This window comes from Hymenobacter siberiensis, from assembly GCF_018967845.1.
GTDB classification, from domain to species: domain Bacteria; phylum Bacteroidota; class Bacteroidia; order Cytophagales; family Hymenobacteraceae; genus Hymenobacter; species Hymenobacter siberiensis.
The window spans coordinates 1,193,339-1,212,269 of the sequence record NZ_JAHLZZ010000001.1; the positions used below are offsets into that span (position 1 = coordinate 1,193,339).

At 61.2% G+C, this 18,931-nt stretch carries 10 protein-coding genes; all 10 read right to left on the reverse strand.

Going from position 1 to position 18,931, the window contains the following annotated elements; genetic code table 11:
• Positions 1-193 precede the first annotated feature (193 nt).
• Positions 194-1,636 (reverse strand): T9SS type A sorting domain-containing protein, encoded by a 1,443-nt coding sequence (locus KQ661_RS05085; protein WP_216685827.1) that lies wholly within the window; start codon positions 1,634-1,636, stop codon positions 194-196.
• A gap of 151 nt (positions 1,637-1,787) precedes the next feature.
• Positions 1,788-2,621, reverse strand: coding sequence for a glycoside hydrolase family 16 protein (locus KQ661_RS05090; protein ID WP_216685828.1), 834 nt, complete (start codon positions 2,619-2,621; stop codon positions 1,788-1,790).
• Between the two features lie 186 nt (positions 2,622-2,807).
• Entirely contained in the window at positions 2,808-3,677 is an 870-nt protein-coding gene (locus tag KQ661_RS05095) for a glycoside hydrolase family 16 protein (RefSeq protein ID WP_216685829.1), read from the reverse strand.
• Positions 3,678-3,728: 51 nt separating this feature from the next.
• Positions 3,729-4,985, reverse strand: coding sequence for a PKD domain-containing protein (locus tag KQ661_RS05100; protein WP_216679648.1), 1,257 nt, complete (start codon positions 4,983-4,985; stop codon positions 3,729-3,731).
• 68 nt (positions 4,986-5,053) lie between these two features.
• Positions 5,054-6,544, reverse strand: a complete 1,491-nt coding sequence (locus tag KQ661_RS05105; RefSeq protein WP_216685830.1) for a RagB/SusD family nutrient uptake outer membrane protein — start codon at positions 6,542-6,544, stop codon at positions 5,054-5,056.
• A gap of 19 nt (positions 6,545-6,563) precedes the next feature.
• Positions 6,564-9,707 carry a SusC/RagA family TonB-linked outer membrane protein gene (locus KQ661_RS05110; protein ID WP_216679650.1) on the reverse strand — a complete coding sequence of 1,048 codons (3,144 nt, stop codon included), beginning with the start codon at positions 9,705-9,707 and terminating at the stop codon, positions 6,564-6,566.
• Positions 9,708-9,767: 60 nt separating this feature from the next.
• Positions 9,768-12,131, reverse strand: a complete 2,364-nt coding sequence (locus KQ661_RS05115) for a glycoside hydrolase family 3 N-terminal domain-containing protein (RefSeq protein ID WP_216685831.1) — start codon at positions 12,129-12,131, stop codon at positions 9,768-9,770.
• A gap of 490 nt (positions 12,132-12,621) precedes the next feature.
• Positions 12,622-14,607, reverse strand: a complete 1,986-nt coding sequence (locus KQ661_RS05120) for a 7TM diverse intracellular signaling domain-containing protein (protein WP_216679652.1) — start codon at positions 14,605-14,607, stop codon at positions 12,622-12,624.
• Between the two features lie 202 nt (positions 14,608-14,809).
• Positions 14,810-17,353: a DUF5686 and carboxypeptidase-like regulatory domain-containing protein gene (locus KQ661_RS05125; RefSeq protein ID WP_216679653.1), complete on the reverse strand. Its 2,544-nt coding sequence runs from the start codon at positions 17,351-17,353 to the stop codon at positions 14,810-14,812.
• 632 nt (positions 17,354-17,985) lie between these two features.
• Entirely contained in the window at positions 17,986-18,816 is an 831-nt protein-coding gene (locus tag KQ661_RS05130; RefSeq protein ID WP_216685353.1) for an IS5 family transposase, read from the reverse strand.
• Positions 18,817-18,931 lie beyond the last annotated feature (115 nt).

Sequence of the window (18,931 nt, forward strand, 5' to 3'; positions counted from 1 at the left end):
ACGTCATGCCGAGCGTAGCCGAGGCATCTCGCGTGCATTAGCAATCCAATCGTCAGGATTAGTGGTAGCACGCGAGACGCCTCGGCTACGCTCGGCATGACGTTCTTTTCTTCTCGTTATGCTACCTTCAAACGCATGAAAAAGCCCTCGTCGGTTCCGGCGAGGGCTTTGTAGTTCAGGCAATCAAGCGAACCTATTCCACGCTCAGCGGGCGGGTCAGGCTCATGCCGTCCACGGTGAGGCGGCAGGTGTAGAGGCCGGGGGCCAGCTTGGCGGCGTTCAGCTCGGCGGTGAACTGGCCGGCGGCGCGGGGCTCACCGTTGATGAGCTGGGCCACGCGGCGGCCGAGGTTGTCAAACACGGCCAGGCTCACTACCGACGGCTTCTGCAGGCTGAAGGGCAGCTGCGTGAGGCCCGAGGTGGGGTTGGGGTAGGCCGGGGCGAAAGCGGCAAAATCGGTGCTGATGGTGCGGGTGGCGGTGGGCACGAAACCAACCAGGCTAGGGCCGTAAAAATCGTCGAGGTAAACCTTGCGGCGGGTGGTGGTGTTGGGCGCCACCAGCAGCACAATCTCGTTTATGCTGGTATTGGCCGTGGCGCTGGGTGCGTTTACAAAGTTGAAGCTCAGGTTTTCCCAGCCGTTGGTAACGGTGGTGGTGGCGGTGTACTCCGAGTTGCGGCCGGCCGGATAGTTGGTGGCACCGGCCACAGTCGAGTCCTGCAGCGTAATCTGGTAGAGCACGCCTGGAGCCACACTAAATACCTTCAGGGTCATGTGCAGAGCGGTGGCGGTGGTGCTTTTGAAGTTGGTTACGTCGGCCAGGGCCGCGCCCCGGGGTTGCATCACCAGCACGTCGTATTGGTTGGTTGAGCGCGTGTAGCGGGCCACGCGGGCGCTGGTGTTGCCGGCGCTTACCGAATTGTTCAGCGTATCCAGCTTCAGCCCACCCGATGTTTTGGAGCCACCAATGTACTTGATGACGCGGGTACCATCGTAGTTGTCATAGAGCTGGCGCACGGCCAGATTATTGGGCGGAGCCACGGCCAGCAGCTCTGGGCCCATAATGTCGTCGAGAAAATAGGTAGCCGAGTTGTTGGAGTTGGGGGCCACCTGAAACAGCATCTGGTCGATGTCGGTCACCGTCACGCTGGCGTCGAAGTTACCCGCGCCGGCCGGGCTGGGGGTGAAGGTGAGCACCTCCCAGGCGTTGGCTACGGTGGTCACAGCCGTGTATTCGGTGCCGAACTTACCGGTAGGGTAGTTGGCCGTGTTCAAGCGGCTGTTTTGCAACACCACGCCTACCGTCACGCCCGCAGCGGGGCTGCGGAACTTCACGCTGATGCGCTTGGCACCGCCGGTGGTATAGGCGGTCACGTTGTCCATGCGGGCGTTGTTGGGCTTCACCACCAGCACCGCGTATTGGGCGGCGGCGGCCCGGGCGTAGCTGGCGCAGATGCTGCTGGTGTTCACAGGGTTGCTGCCGGGGTTGGCCGCGTTCTGCACCAGCGTACCCTCCACTATGGGGTAGCTCACCAGCCGGGTATTTTCAAAGTTGTCGTACAGGGTCTGGGCTGAAGCCGCCGTGGCGCAGGTCAGCAGCGCTGCGGTACTCAGCAAACGAGTAAAGCTGTTCATGTGAGAATTGGTGAAAATGTGGGAAAAATTGATTGGGAAACGAGAAGCCCGTTGCCGGGAAAGCGGTGGTAGATGGGTAGGAAGTGGCTTATTGCTTGGTAATAGCCCGTTATGCTGAGCGCCAGCTGTCATTCCGGATGACAGCTGATGCTCAGGAGGCCTTTTTCATCTCATAGAACCGCACGTAATCCACCAGCATCTGCTGGGGGAATGCGGCTTCGTCCACGCCCTTCAGGCCGCCCCACTCGCCGCCTACTGCCACGTTGAGCAGCAGGTGAAAGGGCTGGTCCCAGGGCCAGGTTTCCCAGCCGGTGCCCTCGTTGCGGTGGGCGAAATAGATTTGGCCATCGATGTAGGCCGTGATGGTTTCGGGCGTCCACTCCATGGCGTACACGTGGTAGGCCGAGGTGGCATCGGGCAGCTTGGTGATGCCCGTTTTCTGGGTGTTGATGCGGAAGTAGTAGGCCTTACAGTGGGTGGTGGCGTGAATCACGTTAGGGTCGTAGCCCACGTGCTCCATGATGTCGATTTCGCCGTTGTCGGGCCAGCCGTGGTTGCCGTAGGGGTTCTTGTCGGGTAGCATCCAGATGGCGGGCCAGGTGCCGCGCCCGCCGGGAATTTGGGCCCGAATCTCGAAGCGGCCGTAGAGCTGGCTGCTGCCCTTGCCCCGCGATACCAGGCGGGCGGAGGTATAGTCGTTGCCGGGCATCAGGGCCTCCTTGCGGGCTTCCACCACGAGGTGGCCGTTTTCCACGCGGGCGTTTTCGCGGCGCTTTTTGGTGTAGTACTGCTGCTCCTTATTGCCCCAGCCGGAGCCGCCCACGTCGTAGGTCCACTTCGTGGAATCGGGCAGGCCGCTGTAGTTGAACTCGTCGGCCCAGGCCAGCTTGCTGAAGGTGTAGCGGGGCGTGGCCGGGGGCGTGGGCGGGCCGGTTTTGGATGGGCTGCCTAATAGCAGCAGGCCGGTAAATAGCGTAGAAATCATGCTATTGAAAAGTTGCGGGGAGAAGTGCCCGGCCCAAAACGGGCACAGGAAAAGAAAACCCAATTGGCCGCCAGCCCACTGGACCGGCAGCCAACGCCCAGTCCGGCGGAGAACTCACCAAAGCTCCGGCCGGAGTGACCGTAGTAAAGGGTAGAAACCATCGGGGCAGGGTCGATGGCCAGGCAATTACTTGTATTGCAGGTACTTCACGTAGTCCACCTGCATCTGCTGCGGGAAAGCGGTAGAGCCGTCGGGGTTGCCATCGAAATCGCCACCAATGGCTACGTTCAGCACCACGAAAAATGGATAGTTGAAGGGGTAAGGGCTGGCGTCGGCCCCGGTGAAGGCATAGTACTGCTGCCCGTCGACGAAGAAGCGCATCTGGTCTTTGCTGCGCACCATGGAGTAAATGTGGAAATCGGCCGACAGGTCCATGTTCATCACCTGGGTGGTGCCTTTGTAGCGGTGGTCGGGCACGCTGTTGCCAAAGTGCATGGTCGAGAGGAACTGCTGGGGCTGGCTGCCGCGCAGCTCCATGATGTCGATTTCGCCGCAGCGGGGCCAGTTATTCTGGTCGATATCGGCCCCCAGCATCCAGATGGCGGGCCACACGCCCTTGCCCTTGGGCAGCTTGGCGCGCACATCGATGCGGCCAAACTGGAAGCTCTGCTTGCCCTTGGTCACGAGGCGCCCCGAGGTGTAGGAACCCGCCGCCCCCCGGGCCTGAATGACGAGGCTGCCGCCTGCCTGGTACACGTTGTCGGCCGAGTTGGTGTAGGTCTGTAGCTCATTGTTGCCCCAGCCGCCGCCGCCCAGCTCATAGGCCCACTTGCTCTGGTCGAGGGCACCGCCGGTAAACTCGTCGCTCCAGATGAGGTCCGTGTAGTCGGCGTAGGCGCGGGCGTCCTCGTTGGCGGCGGTGGTCGGAGTCGTTGGGGTAGTGGGAGCCGGTGTAAAGCTGCTGCCTTTTTCAGTGCAGGCGGCCATGCTCAGCGCCAGCAGCAGGCTGGTGCTGAGGTACAAGCTGCGGCGGCTAGCTGGGGTTAATTTAAACATAAGCAATACGGTAATAAAGTGGTTCTATCTGAATAAAAAACCGATATTCAGCTATTTAGCAACCAGCTTAATGGTGAATACGGTTCCGCCGTTGAGGCCGCTGCCAGCGCGCAGCACCATGTGCTGGGCATCGATGGACAGGATGCGGTACACCCGCTCGGTGACGGAGGCATCGGTAGCGCCAATGAAGGCACCCATCCGCGTGAGGGTGAACTGCGCTAGCCCCGTACCGGCCGACGGCCCAAACACGAAGGGCGAGGTGCCCGTCTGGGGAGCCTGGCAGGAGTAGCCATTGGCCGAGAAGGTTTCGGCCTTGGCATCGTAGGAGAAAATGTTGGTGTTCGAGAACTTGTACTCGTCATCGGACTGGCAGGCGGGCAGCTGCCCGGCTAGCACGCCGGCAAAGTAGGAGGTGGGCGCGGCTTCGGTGCCTACCACAATGGGGGCGTCGGCGGCATTGTCCAGCAGCCACGTTTTGGAAGAGCCGCCGGTGAGCAGCAGCTTATAGGGGGCCGTGGCATCGTAGGGCGCGAAGGTGAGGGTGGTGCGGGTACCGTCGGGGTTGGTGCCGCGCAGGCGCAGGCGGGTATCAGTGGCTTCCAGTACGTCGTAGGTTTTGTTCACCACCGAGTCCGTGAGGCCCAGGAAGGTCTTTTTGCCTTTCAGCACAATCTGCGGGTTGCCGCTGGCATTGGGCCGGAACACGAAGTCGGTCGCGAAGTTCAGCGAAGCGCCGCAGGCTCCGTTCTGGAAGGTCTGGCCGGCGCTGTTGTAGTTGATGGTAAACGCGCTGCTGAACGAAAACTGGTCGTCGAGCTGGCAGGCGGGTAGCGTGGTGGAGGTCGAAATGGGCACGCCACCGGCCGTTTCCCGCACAATGGCCCCGGGCTGGCTCGAAAACGCCCATACCCGGATGCCGCTGCCCGCGCAGTTCACCACCTTGCTGAAGGTGGCATTGGCACAGGGGTCGGCAATGGTCACGGTCTGCTTGGCCGAGATGCCGGTGCCGCCGCGGCCGGCCGTGGTCAGCTCTACCTGGTAGGAGCCGCCGCGGGGGTAGGTGTGCATCACGGTAGGCCCCGAGGCGATGGAATTATCGCCGAAGTTCCACTGGTAGAGAAAGCCGGCGGTGCTGGTGCTGGTGAAGGACACCACGGTCGGAAACTCGGTGGTGTTGACCTGGGAGGTAAAGGTGGAGGTGGGCACGGGGCCTTCGAGCTTGCTATCGTCGCCGGCTTTCTTGCAGGAAGTCAGTAGCAGGGGCGTCATCAGCACGCCCAGCACGGCGGTACGAAGTATATTTTTCATGGGAATTCAAAGGAGAGGGGTGAGATGCCTGGGGCCGGCAGCGGGGAGGCCGCCGGCCCGGCGGTCATTTAATAGCCAGTATTTTGCGTGAGGGCGGGGTTCACGTCGCGCTCCGACTGCGGAACGGGCAGCACAATGTTGAAGGGCTTCACGCCCTTGGCCGTGTACTGCAGCAGCTCGCCGGTGCGCTTCATATCGAACCACCGGTCGTTTTCGAACGCCAGCTCGTACTTGCGCTCGCGCCACACGGCGGTTTTGAAGGCCGTGGCGCTCAGGCCGGCGGCCAAATCGTGCGGGCCAGCCGTGCCAACAGCCTCTCCAAACGAGCGGCGGCGCACCTTGTTGATGGCCTCCAGGCCCTCGGCCGTGGGGCCCACGCCCTCGGCCATAATCAGGTACATCTCGGCCAGGCGCAGCACCGCAATGTTCAGCTCCGAGTCCCAGACGTTGGTATTCACCTTGCCGATAAACCACTTTTTGCAGCCGTAGCCGCGGGGCGAGCCCGGCAGCGAAGCCGGCTGGGTGCGGCCGTCGGGGTAGGCGTCGCCGGGCTTCCAGATGGTCACGTCGCGGCGCAGGTCGCCGGTTTCGTAGCCGGCCACAAAGGCGTCTTCGGGAATGTTGAAGCCGTAGCCGCCCTGGGGCACAATGCCCTGGCCGCGGGGCCCGAAGAACTCGTTGCCCACAAAGCCCAGGCCATCAAACGTGTACTGGTTGCGGCCCGCCACGTACTGCACCTCAAAGAGCGACTCCTTGCCGTTCTCGTTGCCTACCTTAAAGTTGTCGCCGTAGTTGGCCCACAGGCTCTTGCCGCTGCTGTTGATGACGGTGCGCGCCTGAGTGGCAGCCTCCGCCATTTTGCCCTCGGTGAGGTACACCTTGGCCAGCAGGCCGGCGGCGGCCCACTTGGTGGCGCGGCCCAGCTCATCGCCGCTATACGAGGCCGGCAGCTTGGTAATGGCGTCGAGCAGGTCCTTCTCAATTACGGGGTAAATCTGGGCTACCGGTGTGCGGGGCACGTTCACTTCGGCCACCGTGGTGGGCGGCGTGGTGAGCAGGGGCACATCGCCGAAAGCCCGCACCAGGTCGAAGTAGTACTTGGCCCGCAGGAACTCGGCCTCGCCAATGGAGCGGGCCTGAATGGCCGGGTCAATCTGCATGGCCGGCACCTTTTGGAGCACAATGTTAGCCCGGCCAATGCCGATGTAGCAGCCTCCCCACAGGCGCGAAGTGAGCGGGTTGGTGGCCGGAATGTTGTAGTTATCGAGCTGCTGCTGCTCAATGCCGTCGCCGCCCCCGCCGCCGCCGGTGTAGGAAATATCGGAGCCAATGTCGCCGATGCCCCACAGGGCATAGTTGTACTGCCCGCCCTTACCCAACTCGCTATAGATAGCGTTGGTGGCCTGAATGGCGTCGGTGGTTGTTTTGTAGAAGTTGGCGTCGGTCACCTGGTCGGAGGGCGACTCGTCCAGAAACTTCTTGCCGCAGCTGGCCGAAAGCAGGCCGAGGGTAAGCAGCAGCGCGCTGCTGGCGAATTTAGGAGAAATGGTGAGTTTCATCGTCGTAAGTCGTTAAGGATTAGAAGCCCAGGTTGAGGCCGGCCAGGAACACGCGCGGCTGTGGGTATACGCCCAGGTCTACCCCGCGCGAGCCCACCTCGGGGTCGAAGCCGGTGTACTTGGTCAGGGTCACCAGGTTTTGGGCCGACACGTACACGCGCAGCTGCTTGGCGGCAATGCGGCTGGACAGGGCCGTGGGCAGGCTGTAGCCCAGCGTCAGGGTTTTGATGCGCAGGTAGGAACCGTCTTCGATGTAGTAGCTGCTCACGCGCAGGTTGTTGTTGGGGTCGCCGGCAATGGCGCGGGGCACGTCGGTGCTAGTGCCTTCGCCGGTCCAGCGGCCCAGCACGCGGGTACTGCCGCTGCTGTTGCCATACAGGGCGCTTTCCAGGATGTAGCGGTTCTGGTTGTAAATCTGGTTGCCCTGCGAACCCTGCACAAACACATTTAGGTCGATACCCTTAAAGGTCAGGCTGTTGTTCACGCCGTAGGTGAACTTGGGGTTGGGGTTGCCGATGTAGGTGCGGTCCGAGGCATTAATCACGCCGTCGCCGTTCAGGTCCTTGAAGCGGATGTCGCCGGGGGCGGTGCTGGTTTGCGAGTTGGTGCCGCCGGTTTGGGTGGCGTGGTTTTTTACGTCTTCCGGCGTCTGGAACAGGCCATCGGCCACGTAGCCGAAGAACGAGCCGAAGGGCTGGCCCTGGTCGTAGCGCACAATCACGCCGCTCAGGCTGCTCAGGCCATCATAAGGCTGCCCGGCACCCAGTGATTCCAGCTTGGTCTTGTAAGCCGAGAAGTTCAGGTTGGTGGTCCAGGTCAGGCCCGAAGTGCCGCCCTGGATGTTGCGCGAGGTCAGCGACACGTCCACGCCGCGGTTGTAGGCCGAGGCCGCGTTGCGGTTCACACTCTCATAGGTGCCCGACACCAGCGACACGGGTACCGGCGCAATCAGGTTGGGCGAGGTGCGGTCGTAGAGGTCGATGGTGGCCTCAAAGCGGTTGTCGAGGAAGCCGAAGTCGAAGCCCAGGTTGGTCTGGTTGTTGGTTTCCCAGCGCAGGTCGGGGTTGGCCAGGCGCGTAGGCGCGGCACCCGTCTGAATGGTGCCGCTGGGCCCGAAGGGATACGAAATGGCCGAGTTGATGGAGTAGAGGTAGGCGAAGCGCCCGGCGTTGTTGGGGTTGCCCACCTTGCCGTAGCCCACGCGCACCTTCAGGTTGCTGATAACAGCGTTGCCCTTGAGGAATGCCTCCTCCGACACCCGCCAGCCGGCCGATACGCCGGGGAAGAAGCCGAACTGCTGGCCGGGCGGGAAGTTGCCCGAGCCATCGTAGCGGGCAATGGCCGAGAACAGGTACTTGCCGGCAAACTCGTAGTTGAGGCGGGTAAAGTAGCTGGCCAGGTGCGAGGTGGGGTTGATAATGCCCGCGTTGGCCAGCGACGTGTTCAGCGGGCCGGTGTTAATCACCTGCAGGTCGTTGCGCAGATAGCCCGTGCGGTAGGCTTCCACGTTGCTGAAGTTGAAAGCCTGCGCCGACTGGCCCAGCAGCAGCGTTACCTGGTGCTTGTTGGCAAAGAGGTGGTCGTAGGTGGCCGTGTTCTCAATCAGGTAGCTCGGCGTGTAGCCGGCCGTAGCCGTGGCACCGGCCAGGTTGTAGCGGGTGCTGTACACATCAGTGCCCACCCGCAGCTCGGGAATGGTGGGCCGGAAAGAATTGAAGTTGTCAAAAATCAGGTCGGCACCCACGTTGGTGCGGAAGCGCAGGCCTTTCAGGGGCTCCACTTCCACAAAGAAGGTGGTGAGGGCCCGGTTGCGGGTGAATTTCTGATTGTTGAGGGTGGCCGCTACAATGGGGTTTTCCTCAATAAAGTTGTCCTGGGCACCGCGCGGCTCATAGTAGTAGCCATCGGGTCGGAACACCGGGATAATGGCCGGAATGCGCAGCGCCTGCTGCACCGTGCCATACTCGCCGCTATTGGTCGTAATCTGCCGGTCTTCCAGGTGGGTAATCGAAATGCTGTTGCCGATTTTCAGAATCTTGTTTATCTGCAGGTCGCCGTTGGCGCGCAGCGTAAACCGCTCAAAATTAGAGCCCACAATGGTACCGTCCTGCTTAAAGTAGCTGGCCGAAACTGCAAAGCGTGCCTTGTCGCCGCCGCCCGTGGCCGACAGCGAATAGTTCTGAATAGCCGCCCGGCGGAACACCTCGTCCTGCCAGTTGGTGCCCGTGCCCAGGGCCTGCGGATTGCGCAGGCGGTCTACCACAATGGGCTGGCCCGCCGCGAGGCGGTTTTCGTTGTTAATCACCGCGTATTGCTCGGCCGTGAGCAGGCTCAGTTTGCGCGATACATCCTGCACGCCCCGGTAGGCATCCACGTTGATGGTGGATTGCCCGGACTTGCCGCGCTTGGTGGTGATGATGACCACGCCGTTGGCGGCCCGCACGCCGTAGATGGCCGTGGCCGAGGCATCCTTCAGGATGTCAATGGTTTCAATGTCGTTGGGGCTGATGGCGTTCAGTTGGTTCTCGCTGCCGTTGTCGGGTAGCGGGAAGCCGTCGACTACGTACAGCGGGTTGTTGTTGCCGGCCGATGTAATACCCCGCACGCGCACCGAAGTGCCCGCCGCGCCGCCCGGCGCGCCACCGTTAGAAGTTACCGTAACGCCCGCCGCCCGGCCCTGCAAGGCCTGGGTAGCATCGGCCACTGGCTGGGAGGCAATCTCCTTCGCTGTTACCGATGATACAGCCCCCGTCACGCTGCCGCGCTGCTGGGTACCGTAGCCCACTACCACTACTTCGTTCAGCTTCTGCTCGTCTACGGCCATCGACACGGATACCGTGCCATTGGCGCTCACGACGGCCTCTTGCGTCCGGTAGCCGATGTAGCTAAATACCAAGGTACTGCGCTCGGGCGCATTCAGCGAGAAGCTGCCGTCGGCGTTGGTCGTAGTGCCAATCGTGGTGCCCTTTACAAGCACCGTCACGCCGGGCAGGCCGCCGCCGCTGCCGTCGGTCACGCGCCCGCTTACGGGTACATCGGCTACAGGCCGCATCACCGGGCGCGAAGCCGAAGCCGGAGCTCCGTGCGCTAGGATGGGCATCCCGCAAGCCAGCAGCACCGCAGAGCGGCGCAACAGAGCAATCAGGTAATAATTTCGCTTCATGGTGAGAGTTGAAAATGGTATAGTGGGAATTAGAAGCAACTGGGTATTCAAAAAACTGGGTTATCGGGAGGTTGCGGCCGTAGCCGCGCCGGCGGGTAGCGGGCCGCCGGAGGGCCGCACCGCGCCGGTCGTGTTGCTGGTGGTCGGCGTGGTGCCGGCTACCGGGCCGCCCGCATAGCGGAAGCGCATCATCTGGGAGCCTACGCGCAGGGTGTACCAGCCGTTTTCCAGCTGGGGCCGGCCCTGGCCATCGGGGTAGCTCAGGTCGCGCAGCGGGTCAATATCGAAGGTGAGCTCGCGGCTCTGGCCGGGGGCAAAGGGCTGCTTCTCGAAGTGCTTCAGCAGGCGTACCGGGCGGGCCACGCGGCCTACCTCATCGGTCAGGAACCAGAGCACCGCCTCCTGGCCGGCGCGGGCACCGGTGTTGGCCACGCGCACCGTGGCGCGCAGCTTGGCGGCCGGCCCGGTCAGCACCGAGTCGCTCAGCGCCAGCCCCGAGTAGGCGTAAGTAGTATAGCTCAGGCCCTCGCCGAATTCGGTGAGCATCGAGCTCTTGTACTTGGCCCCGCGCTGCTCAAAGCCCGCGCCGAAGTCGCTCAAATCAAGACTATTCTCGTTGTTGTCGTGGTGGTAGTTGGTGATGTGGCCGGCAAACTGCGGGTAAGTAAACGGCAGCTTACCGCTCGGATTGGTCTTCCCGCTGATGATTTCGGCCAGGGCCGTGCCGCCGCCGTAGCCTGGCAGCCCCGCCCAGATAATGGCCGGCGTGCCCTCGGCCACGCTCCGGATGATGCCCGGCCGCCCGCCAATCATCAGCAGAATGGTGGGCTTGCCGCTGGCCTGGGCCGTGCGCGCCAGCTGCTGCTGGTCGTCGGGCAGGGTCAGGTCGGAGGTGTTGCCCAGGCCTTCGGTGTACGGGCGCTCGCCCAGGGCCAGTACTACGGCATCGGCCTGCCGGGCGGCGCGGGCAATGCTGGCCAGCAGCAGGTTGCCTTTGGCGTCGCGGTAGGGCAGCATCTCTACTTTGGCCTGCGGGTACTCGCGGCGCAGGGCTTCGAGCACGGTGGGCACGTCCTTGGGGTAAGCCTCTTCGGGACGGCCCTGCCAAGCCAGGGTCCAGCCGCCGCACAGGTTGGCGCGGGAGTCGGCCGAGGGGCCCACTACCAGCAGGCGCTTCACCCTGGCCGGGGCCATGGGCAGGATATTTTGCTCATTTTTAAGCAGTACCACCGACTCGCGGGCGGCACCAACGGCCTGGGCACGCAGGGCTGGGTCGCCTACGCGGCTCAGCCGGTCGGCACGCGGCATGGGGTTTTCAAACAACCCGATTCCATCCTTCATCTGCAGCACGCGGCCGGCCGAAAGGTCGATGCGGGCCTGCGTGAGGCGGCCCTCCTGCACCAGCTCCTTCACATAGCGGCAGAAGGTGGTAGTGTAAGGCGTCATGGCCATGTCCACGCCCGCGTCAATGGCCATCCAGGTGGCTTCCTTTTCATTAGCCGCCACTTTCTGAATGCGTACCAGCCGGATAATGTCTTCCCAGTCGGTCACGGCCACGCCCTTGAAGCCCATCTGGCGTCGCAGCAGGTCCGTCAGAATGGCCTTGGAGGCGTGCACCGGCTCGCCGTTGATTTCGCCGGAGTTAATCATGATTGACTTCAGGCCGGAATCGATTGCGGCCTGGAACGAAGGCCGGAAGAACTCCTGCAGCCGCTGGTCTGGAATGAGGGCATTGGTACGGTCCCAGCCATTGCGCGGGTCCGAGTAGCCCAGGAAATGCTTGCCGCAAGCCGCTACTTTGTAGGGCGCGATTTCTGTGTTGGTCTGCATCTCCCGCACGAAGGCGCTGCCCAGCGTGGCGGCAACCAGCGGGTCTTCGCCGTAGGTTTCGTAGAAGCGGGGCCAGTAAGTGTTCACGCCCAGGTCCAGGACCGGTGCAAACACCCAGTGATGCCCCAAATCAGCCGATTCAAGTATCGTGGCGCGGGCCGTCTGGCGGGCCAGCTCCGGATTGAAGCTGGCGCCGATGTTGATGTTGTGCGGGAAGATGGCGGTGCCGCTCACGTAGCTGGCCCCGTGCATGTGGTCGATGCCATAAATCATGGGGATGTGCAGCCGCGATTCGCGCAGGGCGATGCGTTGCAGCGCAGCCGAGTAGCGCAGCCATTGCGTGGCCGGTACAGCCTCCCCGTTGATGAAGGACCCAATGTGAAAATCCCGAACCAGAGCAGTTGCTTTGGCCGAATCGAGGGTGACATCACCACCGGCGCCAGTATGATTTATCGCCGAAATATTCAACTGGGTCATCTGCCCAATTTTTTCTTCCAGCGTCATCTGCGCCAGCAGCTGCTGCACACGCGGGCTAAAGGTGGCGGCCGGTAGCTCAGCCGCAATGCTCACGGTAGGCGGAGCTACCGTGGCCATGGGGACAACCCCGCGCTGGCAGGCCGCCAGGAGTGGCACCGCTAGTAATAGATTGCGCCATCCAAATAAGGAAGGCTGGACTGCCGATGACAAGCCCGAACCGGCAAGTATGCGAAGGCGAATCAGGGAGGAAAATAAAGGCATCTGTAGTATTCAGTTGACCAAATGTAGTAGAGTGTGTTGAGCTAATACAACTCAATAAATGCCCTGAAACGCTTTATTTGAAGGTTTTGAGGTATTTTCAAAAATGGTTTATACGCTTGCCACACACGCGTCAATTGCTGATTCTCGCTTGATTCGGGTAGCCGGAGCGTTTTGGTCTTCTGTCTGATAGGCTAAAAAACAACAAAAAAAAACGGCTATTGTTGAAAAAAAACGGGGAATAATTCCCAAGTAGTGAATTATCAGGCTGAATGCCGGCCAGAGCAGTTATTAATACCTGAAAAGCTATTTCTGCTAGTCACAAACGTTGCCGGAGTATTGGGTGCGCTCAATTACTGGTTTTGGTAGGCTCGTTCTCCTCCACCTCCATCTCCATTGAGGCATCCAATAGCACGTGGGTCCATGGTTCGCCGTCCTCGTAGTCGGTGGCCTGGCGGCGGCGCTGCAAGGCCTGCAGTACCTTCTGGGCAAAGGTCCAGCTGGTGGCCGGGCGCAGGTCCAGCACCCGGGCCAGCTCGGAGGGGGAGTAGTTCCCTTTGTGAGCGTGCAGCAGGAAGACGGCATACAGTGCCTTGACGATTGAGAATTTGCACTTTTGCAAGAGGGTGCCCGTCGTGGCCGACTCCACGTAGCGGCAGCGGGTGCAGCGCTGGGCGTAGGGTTCGCGGGCTTCGCAGCTCTTTTCGTGGCCGCACTTGCGGCATTGGTAGCTGCCGTGGCCCCATTTCAGGTCGGCCAGGTAGCGCAGACAGGCATCCTTATCAGGATATATCTGGCTGAATTCGCCAAAGTCTACTTCCTTCGACTCTATGCGCGCCGCCTTCTCCGCGTGCAGGTCGCGGCTGAGGTCGCCGTTGAGCTTCTCGATGGCGGCCGATTGCAGGGCCAGCAGGCCGTTGGCTTGCAGTAGCTCGCGGTTTTGGGCGGCCACAGTTTCATTTTGCTGGCGTAGCTCGGTGGTGCGCAGGGCTACCAGGCCTCCCAGCTCGGTATTGAGCTGGTCTTTAAGGATTTGGTTTTCGCGCATTTGCACTACCAGTCGGTCCTGGGCCTGGTGTTTTTTGCGTAGCTGCTTCAGCAGGCGGTGCTGCGTGAGCAGCGCGACATCCATCAGGCCCTTCAGCTTTTCGCCCAGCGCGTAGCTCAGAATCACTACTTCTACCACAAAGGCGGCATTCAGGCTATATACCGTGTACACATTGCTGTAGAAATTGATGCCCAGCTTGCGCATGATGAGAAACGTGAGGCTGATAGCTACCAGCGCCTGGGCTAGCAACAGGTAGCGGGCTGGTCGCAGGCCGCTGCGATAGGCTTGTAAGCCAGCATAATACAGCAAGCCATAAGGCAACAGGTAGAGCCAGAAGCTAAACCCCGAATGCACCACCGCCGCATCGAGCACCAGAAGGGTCGTGCTGATGCCCACCACCCACTGCCCCGCCCGGTGCAGCCCCGGCAGCCGGGAGGCCGTGTCAAGAAAGCCACCCGCGTAGGTCGCAAACGTGAGCAGCAGCAGTACCGGGGCCAGCGCCCCAATGAAGTGGTTCAGGCGCGGGAAATCGGACCATAAGTACTGAAAACCCAGGCCATCTTCGGTGAGAAACAGCAAGGCCCCGCTGAGCACGTATAGGACGTAGTAGAGGTAGGTGCGCTCGCTCAGGAAGAAGAACAGAATCAGGTTGTAGAGCACCATGATGAACAGGATGCCGTAGAAAATGCCCAGCAGCCAGTATTGCAGCGACAGCTCCGGGATGAGGCCAGCCCCGCTGTGCAGCATGGCCCGGAAGCTGGTGCGGGTGTCGGAGTGCAGCCGCAGGTAGTAGGTGGCGGTTTCGCCGGGCCGGGGCGGCAGGTCAAACAGAAAGTTCTTGTAAGGGTGCGGGCGCGTGGCAAACGATTGGTTGGCTCCCGTAGCCACGCTGTCGTAGGCGGTAGTTGAGCCGCGTTGGGGGCTGAAGAACATCGCGTTGCCGATGTGGGAGTCGTACAGCTCGAGGTACCACGCCGCATTGTCGGTAGGGCGCTGGCGCACCGTGATGCGCAGCCAGTAGATGCTGCTCGGATGCTGGATGTTGGGCGGGTGCCCCGAGCCCCGCATGGCCACAAACCGGCGGCTCCACTCCGGCAGCTGCACATCGGCAAGATGCAGCTGGCCCGTGGGGTCTTCCAGCATGCTGTAGTAATTTTCCTCCAGGTAGAGGGCTGGCTGGGCCGGGTTCACGGCCAGGGTATCTTCGGGGGTGGCGTGGGCACGGGCCGGCAGCAGCAGCCCGAGGAATAAGATGGCCAGTCGGAATAGCGGGTACTTACCACCCATAGATTGCAAATGTGAAATCAGTGAGGAAATACGAGGCATAGCAGCGGCGAACTTACAAAAATGCAACTCGAAACCGGTTGAAGGAAACCGCTTTTATAGGTAAGAGTTCACGCACGAAATACAACAGTACGTAGTGGCAATAAAAAAACGCCCGGCCGTGTCGAAACACAGCCGGGCGTTAACATCTGAGCAGGCCGCGCGGCTACAAACGGAACTGAGCTCCCACTTTGATGCCAAAGTTGCTGGTATTGGGGGTGTCGCGGTAGGTGAGGCGGTGAATGAAATCGACCCGAACAAACTTGAAGATGTTTTCTACCCCGTAGCCTACTTCCACATAAGGGGTCGAAATGGTGCCGGGTAGGTCGGGCGTATTGCCGTTGATGCGGCGGGCCCGGTCCGAGAGCTTGCCATAGAGCACGTTGCCGGTACCCACCAAGCGCCAGTTGAGGGCGCGGATACCCGGAATGGAGTTGACGAGCAGGCCTTCGAAATGGTGGTCGAGGCGCAGCGTGACCGAACGGTCGGTGATGAACTCGAAGTAGTTCATCAAGTTGAAAGCGTTGGCGTTGTAAAACGGCGTCTGGTTGCCCAGCGGGGTTTTGAGGATGAAGTAGGGCAGCGCCGTGGGAATGTAGTTGCCCTCGGCCCGGTAGGTGAGGCGGCCCAGCTGGCCCACTGAAACGCTGTGCGAAATGGCCAGATTGAACTTGTGGTACATGAAGTCGCCCTGTGTCCAGTCGATGGCGCCCAGCGTGTAGCGGAGGGTGAACACCGGCAGGCGCTTCAGGCCCACGGCCCGGCGGCGGGTTTCGCTCTGCACCAGGTTTTCATCGGGCGCGTAGCGCGATTCAGATACCAGCTCGCTCAACTGCAATACATCCGAGCCGGGCTCCACTGTGGGCGGCTGGCCACCCGGGCTGGTGGAGCGGCGGTATTGAAACAGCGGGTTGATGTTCTGATAGCGCAGCGTCAGCGTTTGGGTAAAGCCGTGGAACAGGTCGCGCTGCACACTCAGGGAGGTGAGGTCGCGCAGCACGGGTTTGCCCTGCCGGAAACGGCCCCAGCGCGAGGCGGCCGTAAATAGGTTGTTGTTGTCGAGAAAGTCGTTGTCCAGCAGGGCGGCCTGCTCCACGTCGTGCTTGAACTCGCCGGTGAACACCGTCCAGTGACGGCGCTCGGCCACGAAGCTGACGCGGGCCCCGTACTTGAAGCGGCTGTCTTTGGTGCCGTAGGCTATGTACGCCTGCGTGAGCCAGTTGCGACTGATTGCGGGCGTGGTGCGGAAGCCAAAGCGGAAGCGGTTGCCTTCGAAGTCGTTGTTGGCGTAGAGCGTGGATATGGGGCCCAAATCGAGCTTGCCCACGCGCTTGTAGCCGTTCACGAGCAGCTCCACCCAGTCGAGCACGTTGCGCACCGAAGGCAGCTGCTTGGCCGAGTCGAGTACGGCAAACGTCTGGCGCTCGCTCAGGCTCAGGGTATCGGGCCGGTGCTGGTCGAAGTAGCCGCCCGCTCCGCCCTGGGGCAGGCCAGTGAGCAGGCTGCCCACGCCGGGCTCCTCCTTTTCGGTGGGCTCCATGAGCGACGACATAATGGGCTGGTCGTAGAAGCCGGGCTCCTCGTGCACCTGGTTGCGCACGAAATTGCTGCTCACCGTGGTGAAGCGCACCAGCATGGCCGCCTGCTTTTCGTAGGGCCGTACACTGAGCACCATTTTGGTACGCGTGGGCAGGCCCGCGCCGTCGGCGGGCGAGGTCAGGTCCTGGTAAATGCGCAGGTCATTCACGAAGTTAATGTTGGCTTCGGGGCTGGCCACGAGGTCGGCCCGGCGCAGGGCGTAGCCTTCCTGCGTAATCCAGATGGTGCCTTTGAAGGCCAAATCGTGGCTGCGCTTGGGCGTGACGGCAATTTTATAGCACCAGTCCTTGCCCACAAACACGGAATCCTGCAGCTCGTAGTCGTAGGTGACGCGGCCGCCTTCGGCAATGGGCGAGATGAAGTCCTTGCCCAGCACGTTTTGCCAGTTGGGGTAGAAGTCGAAGTTCTGGAAGTTAGAGCCCAGCATCTGGGAGAGTACCGAGCCTTCGCGCGGGCCCACGCCGCGCATCTGCTTGTGCAGCAAGTCTTCGCGGCGGCGCAGAGGCGAGTTGCGCTGGTATACCCGCGAGCCCACTTCCGAGGCAAAAACCGGGAGCGGGGCATCAACATCGGCGGCGGCGGCGGCACCCTGGCGCACAGCCAGCGCCCGAATATCCTTGATAACCTTGCGATTGGACAAGCTCTTGGGCAGGTCAATCAGGCTGGTTTCGATGCGGTTGTAGGAGTCGTACTCGGCGGCTTGCAGGGCGGTGCGGGCATTCCCGGGCTTGTGGCGCTGCACTTCGCGCAGGATGCGAAAGGCCGGGTTCTCGGGCTGGCGCGAGCTCACGAATACTTCGCCCAGCGTAACGCCGCCGGTTTTCATCCGGAAGAGCACCGTTTGCACGGCCGCGTTGCTGAGCTGGCGCCGCTGCGTGGCAAAGCCCAGCGCCGAGGCCGCGATGGAATCGGGCGAGCCCGTGGCGGTGAGCTTGAACTTGCCATCGGCATCGGCCGTGACGCCGGCACTGCTCTTCGGAATAAAGATGGACGCGAACGGCACCGGCTCACCGTTCGTAGCCTCCACTACCTGGCCACTGATTACGATACGCTGGGCTGCAGCCGGCAGTGCCAGGAGGCACACCAGGAGCAGCGGAGCAAGAAATTTCATACGAAGTATAAAAGGGCCAAATGCCAAAACCATAAGTAAGTGCTTGCTCCAAATTAAACAGTTGATACATTTGACATAACTAACTGATAGTAAACAAGAAATACAAAGACTATCAGCTAAAAGCTAATGGTTCGGCACTTAGTCCCGCAATTTACGCAAAGCGCAAGCGGCTCCCAACTAGTTCCGTGCCGAAAACAGGAAAATTTGTGATGAAGGATTAAACCTGCCGTGCGAATGGTTGTCAGGGCCCGGCCAGTGGGTTCCACTGCTTGCAGCCAGGCTGTGGCTTGGGCCTTCCCGTTTGCCACACGATAGCCCCAACTAAGGCAAGTCCGCTTGGCGGGGCGTTGCGTTACGGGGAGAGAAGCGCCCGGCCAGATGCGAGAAAAAAGGGGTTTGTGGCTTTGCCCGACTGGCGACCCGCGCTGTCAAATCCACGTAGCGGTGCCATTGTTGCTACTAAAGCCAACGGCCTGGGATGTCACAAACCCAGCGTTTCTGCTGTGTGCACCACTATCAACTATGCCTTCCATTGTCTGGAAATTTACCCCCCCCCCCCCCCATTTTTTTAATTGAATAATTATATGGAGGATAAAATTGGTTATTGTCCGTTTTAGAGGTGTTGAAGCTGTTTAGAAAGTCGGCTTTTGGTTGATTTTTCGCAAAAAGATGACGACAAAGGCGAGCCAGTGCCAGGCCAGCCAATTGCCGACGCTGGTTTCGTAGCGCACGAGCAACGTTTTAAAGCCGTCGAGCCAAGCGTTGGCGTGTTCGACCACGACGCGGCGGCGGTAGAGTTCGGGATCGAAAAAGGTGTCGTCGTCGGTCTGCCAGTCGGCGGCGCGGCGGTTGCGGGGAATGTTGGCCTCGATGTCGCGCCGGGCGCATTCCTGACGAAAGCCTTGGGTGTCAAAGGCTTTGTCGGCGTTCAGAAACAGCCCGGCGACGGGAATATTGGCCGCTTCGAGCGAGGCGCAGATTTCCCCGAACAAGGCGTTGAGCTGGTGGGTGTCGTGGTGGTTGCCCGCCTGCGGGCTGGCGCAGGCCAGCGGCTGTCCCCGGTTATCGGCCAAGAAGAGGGCTGTGGTGGTACGGGCTTTCTTGCGGCCCTGATAGCCGACGGCCTCCCCGCCGTTCTTGGCGGGCGTGTGGCTGCCGTCGAGTTGGACGCTGGAACAGTCCAGATGGGCCCCGTTTTCGCGCAACAAGCGGAGCCATACCCCTTGCCAGGACCCGTCCTTGCGCCACGCATTAAAGCGGGCGTACACGCCCTGCCAGGTCAGCGATGCGCCCGTAAAAAACTGTTTAACAGGCAATAATCGCCATTGACAGCCGCTTTTGAGTTTGTAGAGAATGGCTTCCACCAACTCGGCCGGCTCCACGATCGAGGGGCGGCCATGGGCGGAGAAGGTGAGCGCGGGCAGAATCCATTGGCGAATCATATCTTTGGACAGGACTTCCATTAAAATGCGAAAAAAGGAGTGTTACACCTCAAATTTCGCGCTTTTTTGGGAGTCCTTTGACTTTCTAAACAGCTTCGTTGTTTCCTTTTTGCATTTGTGGTTGGTCACACCTTTG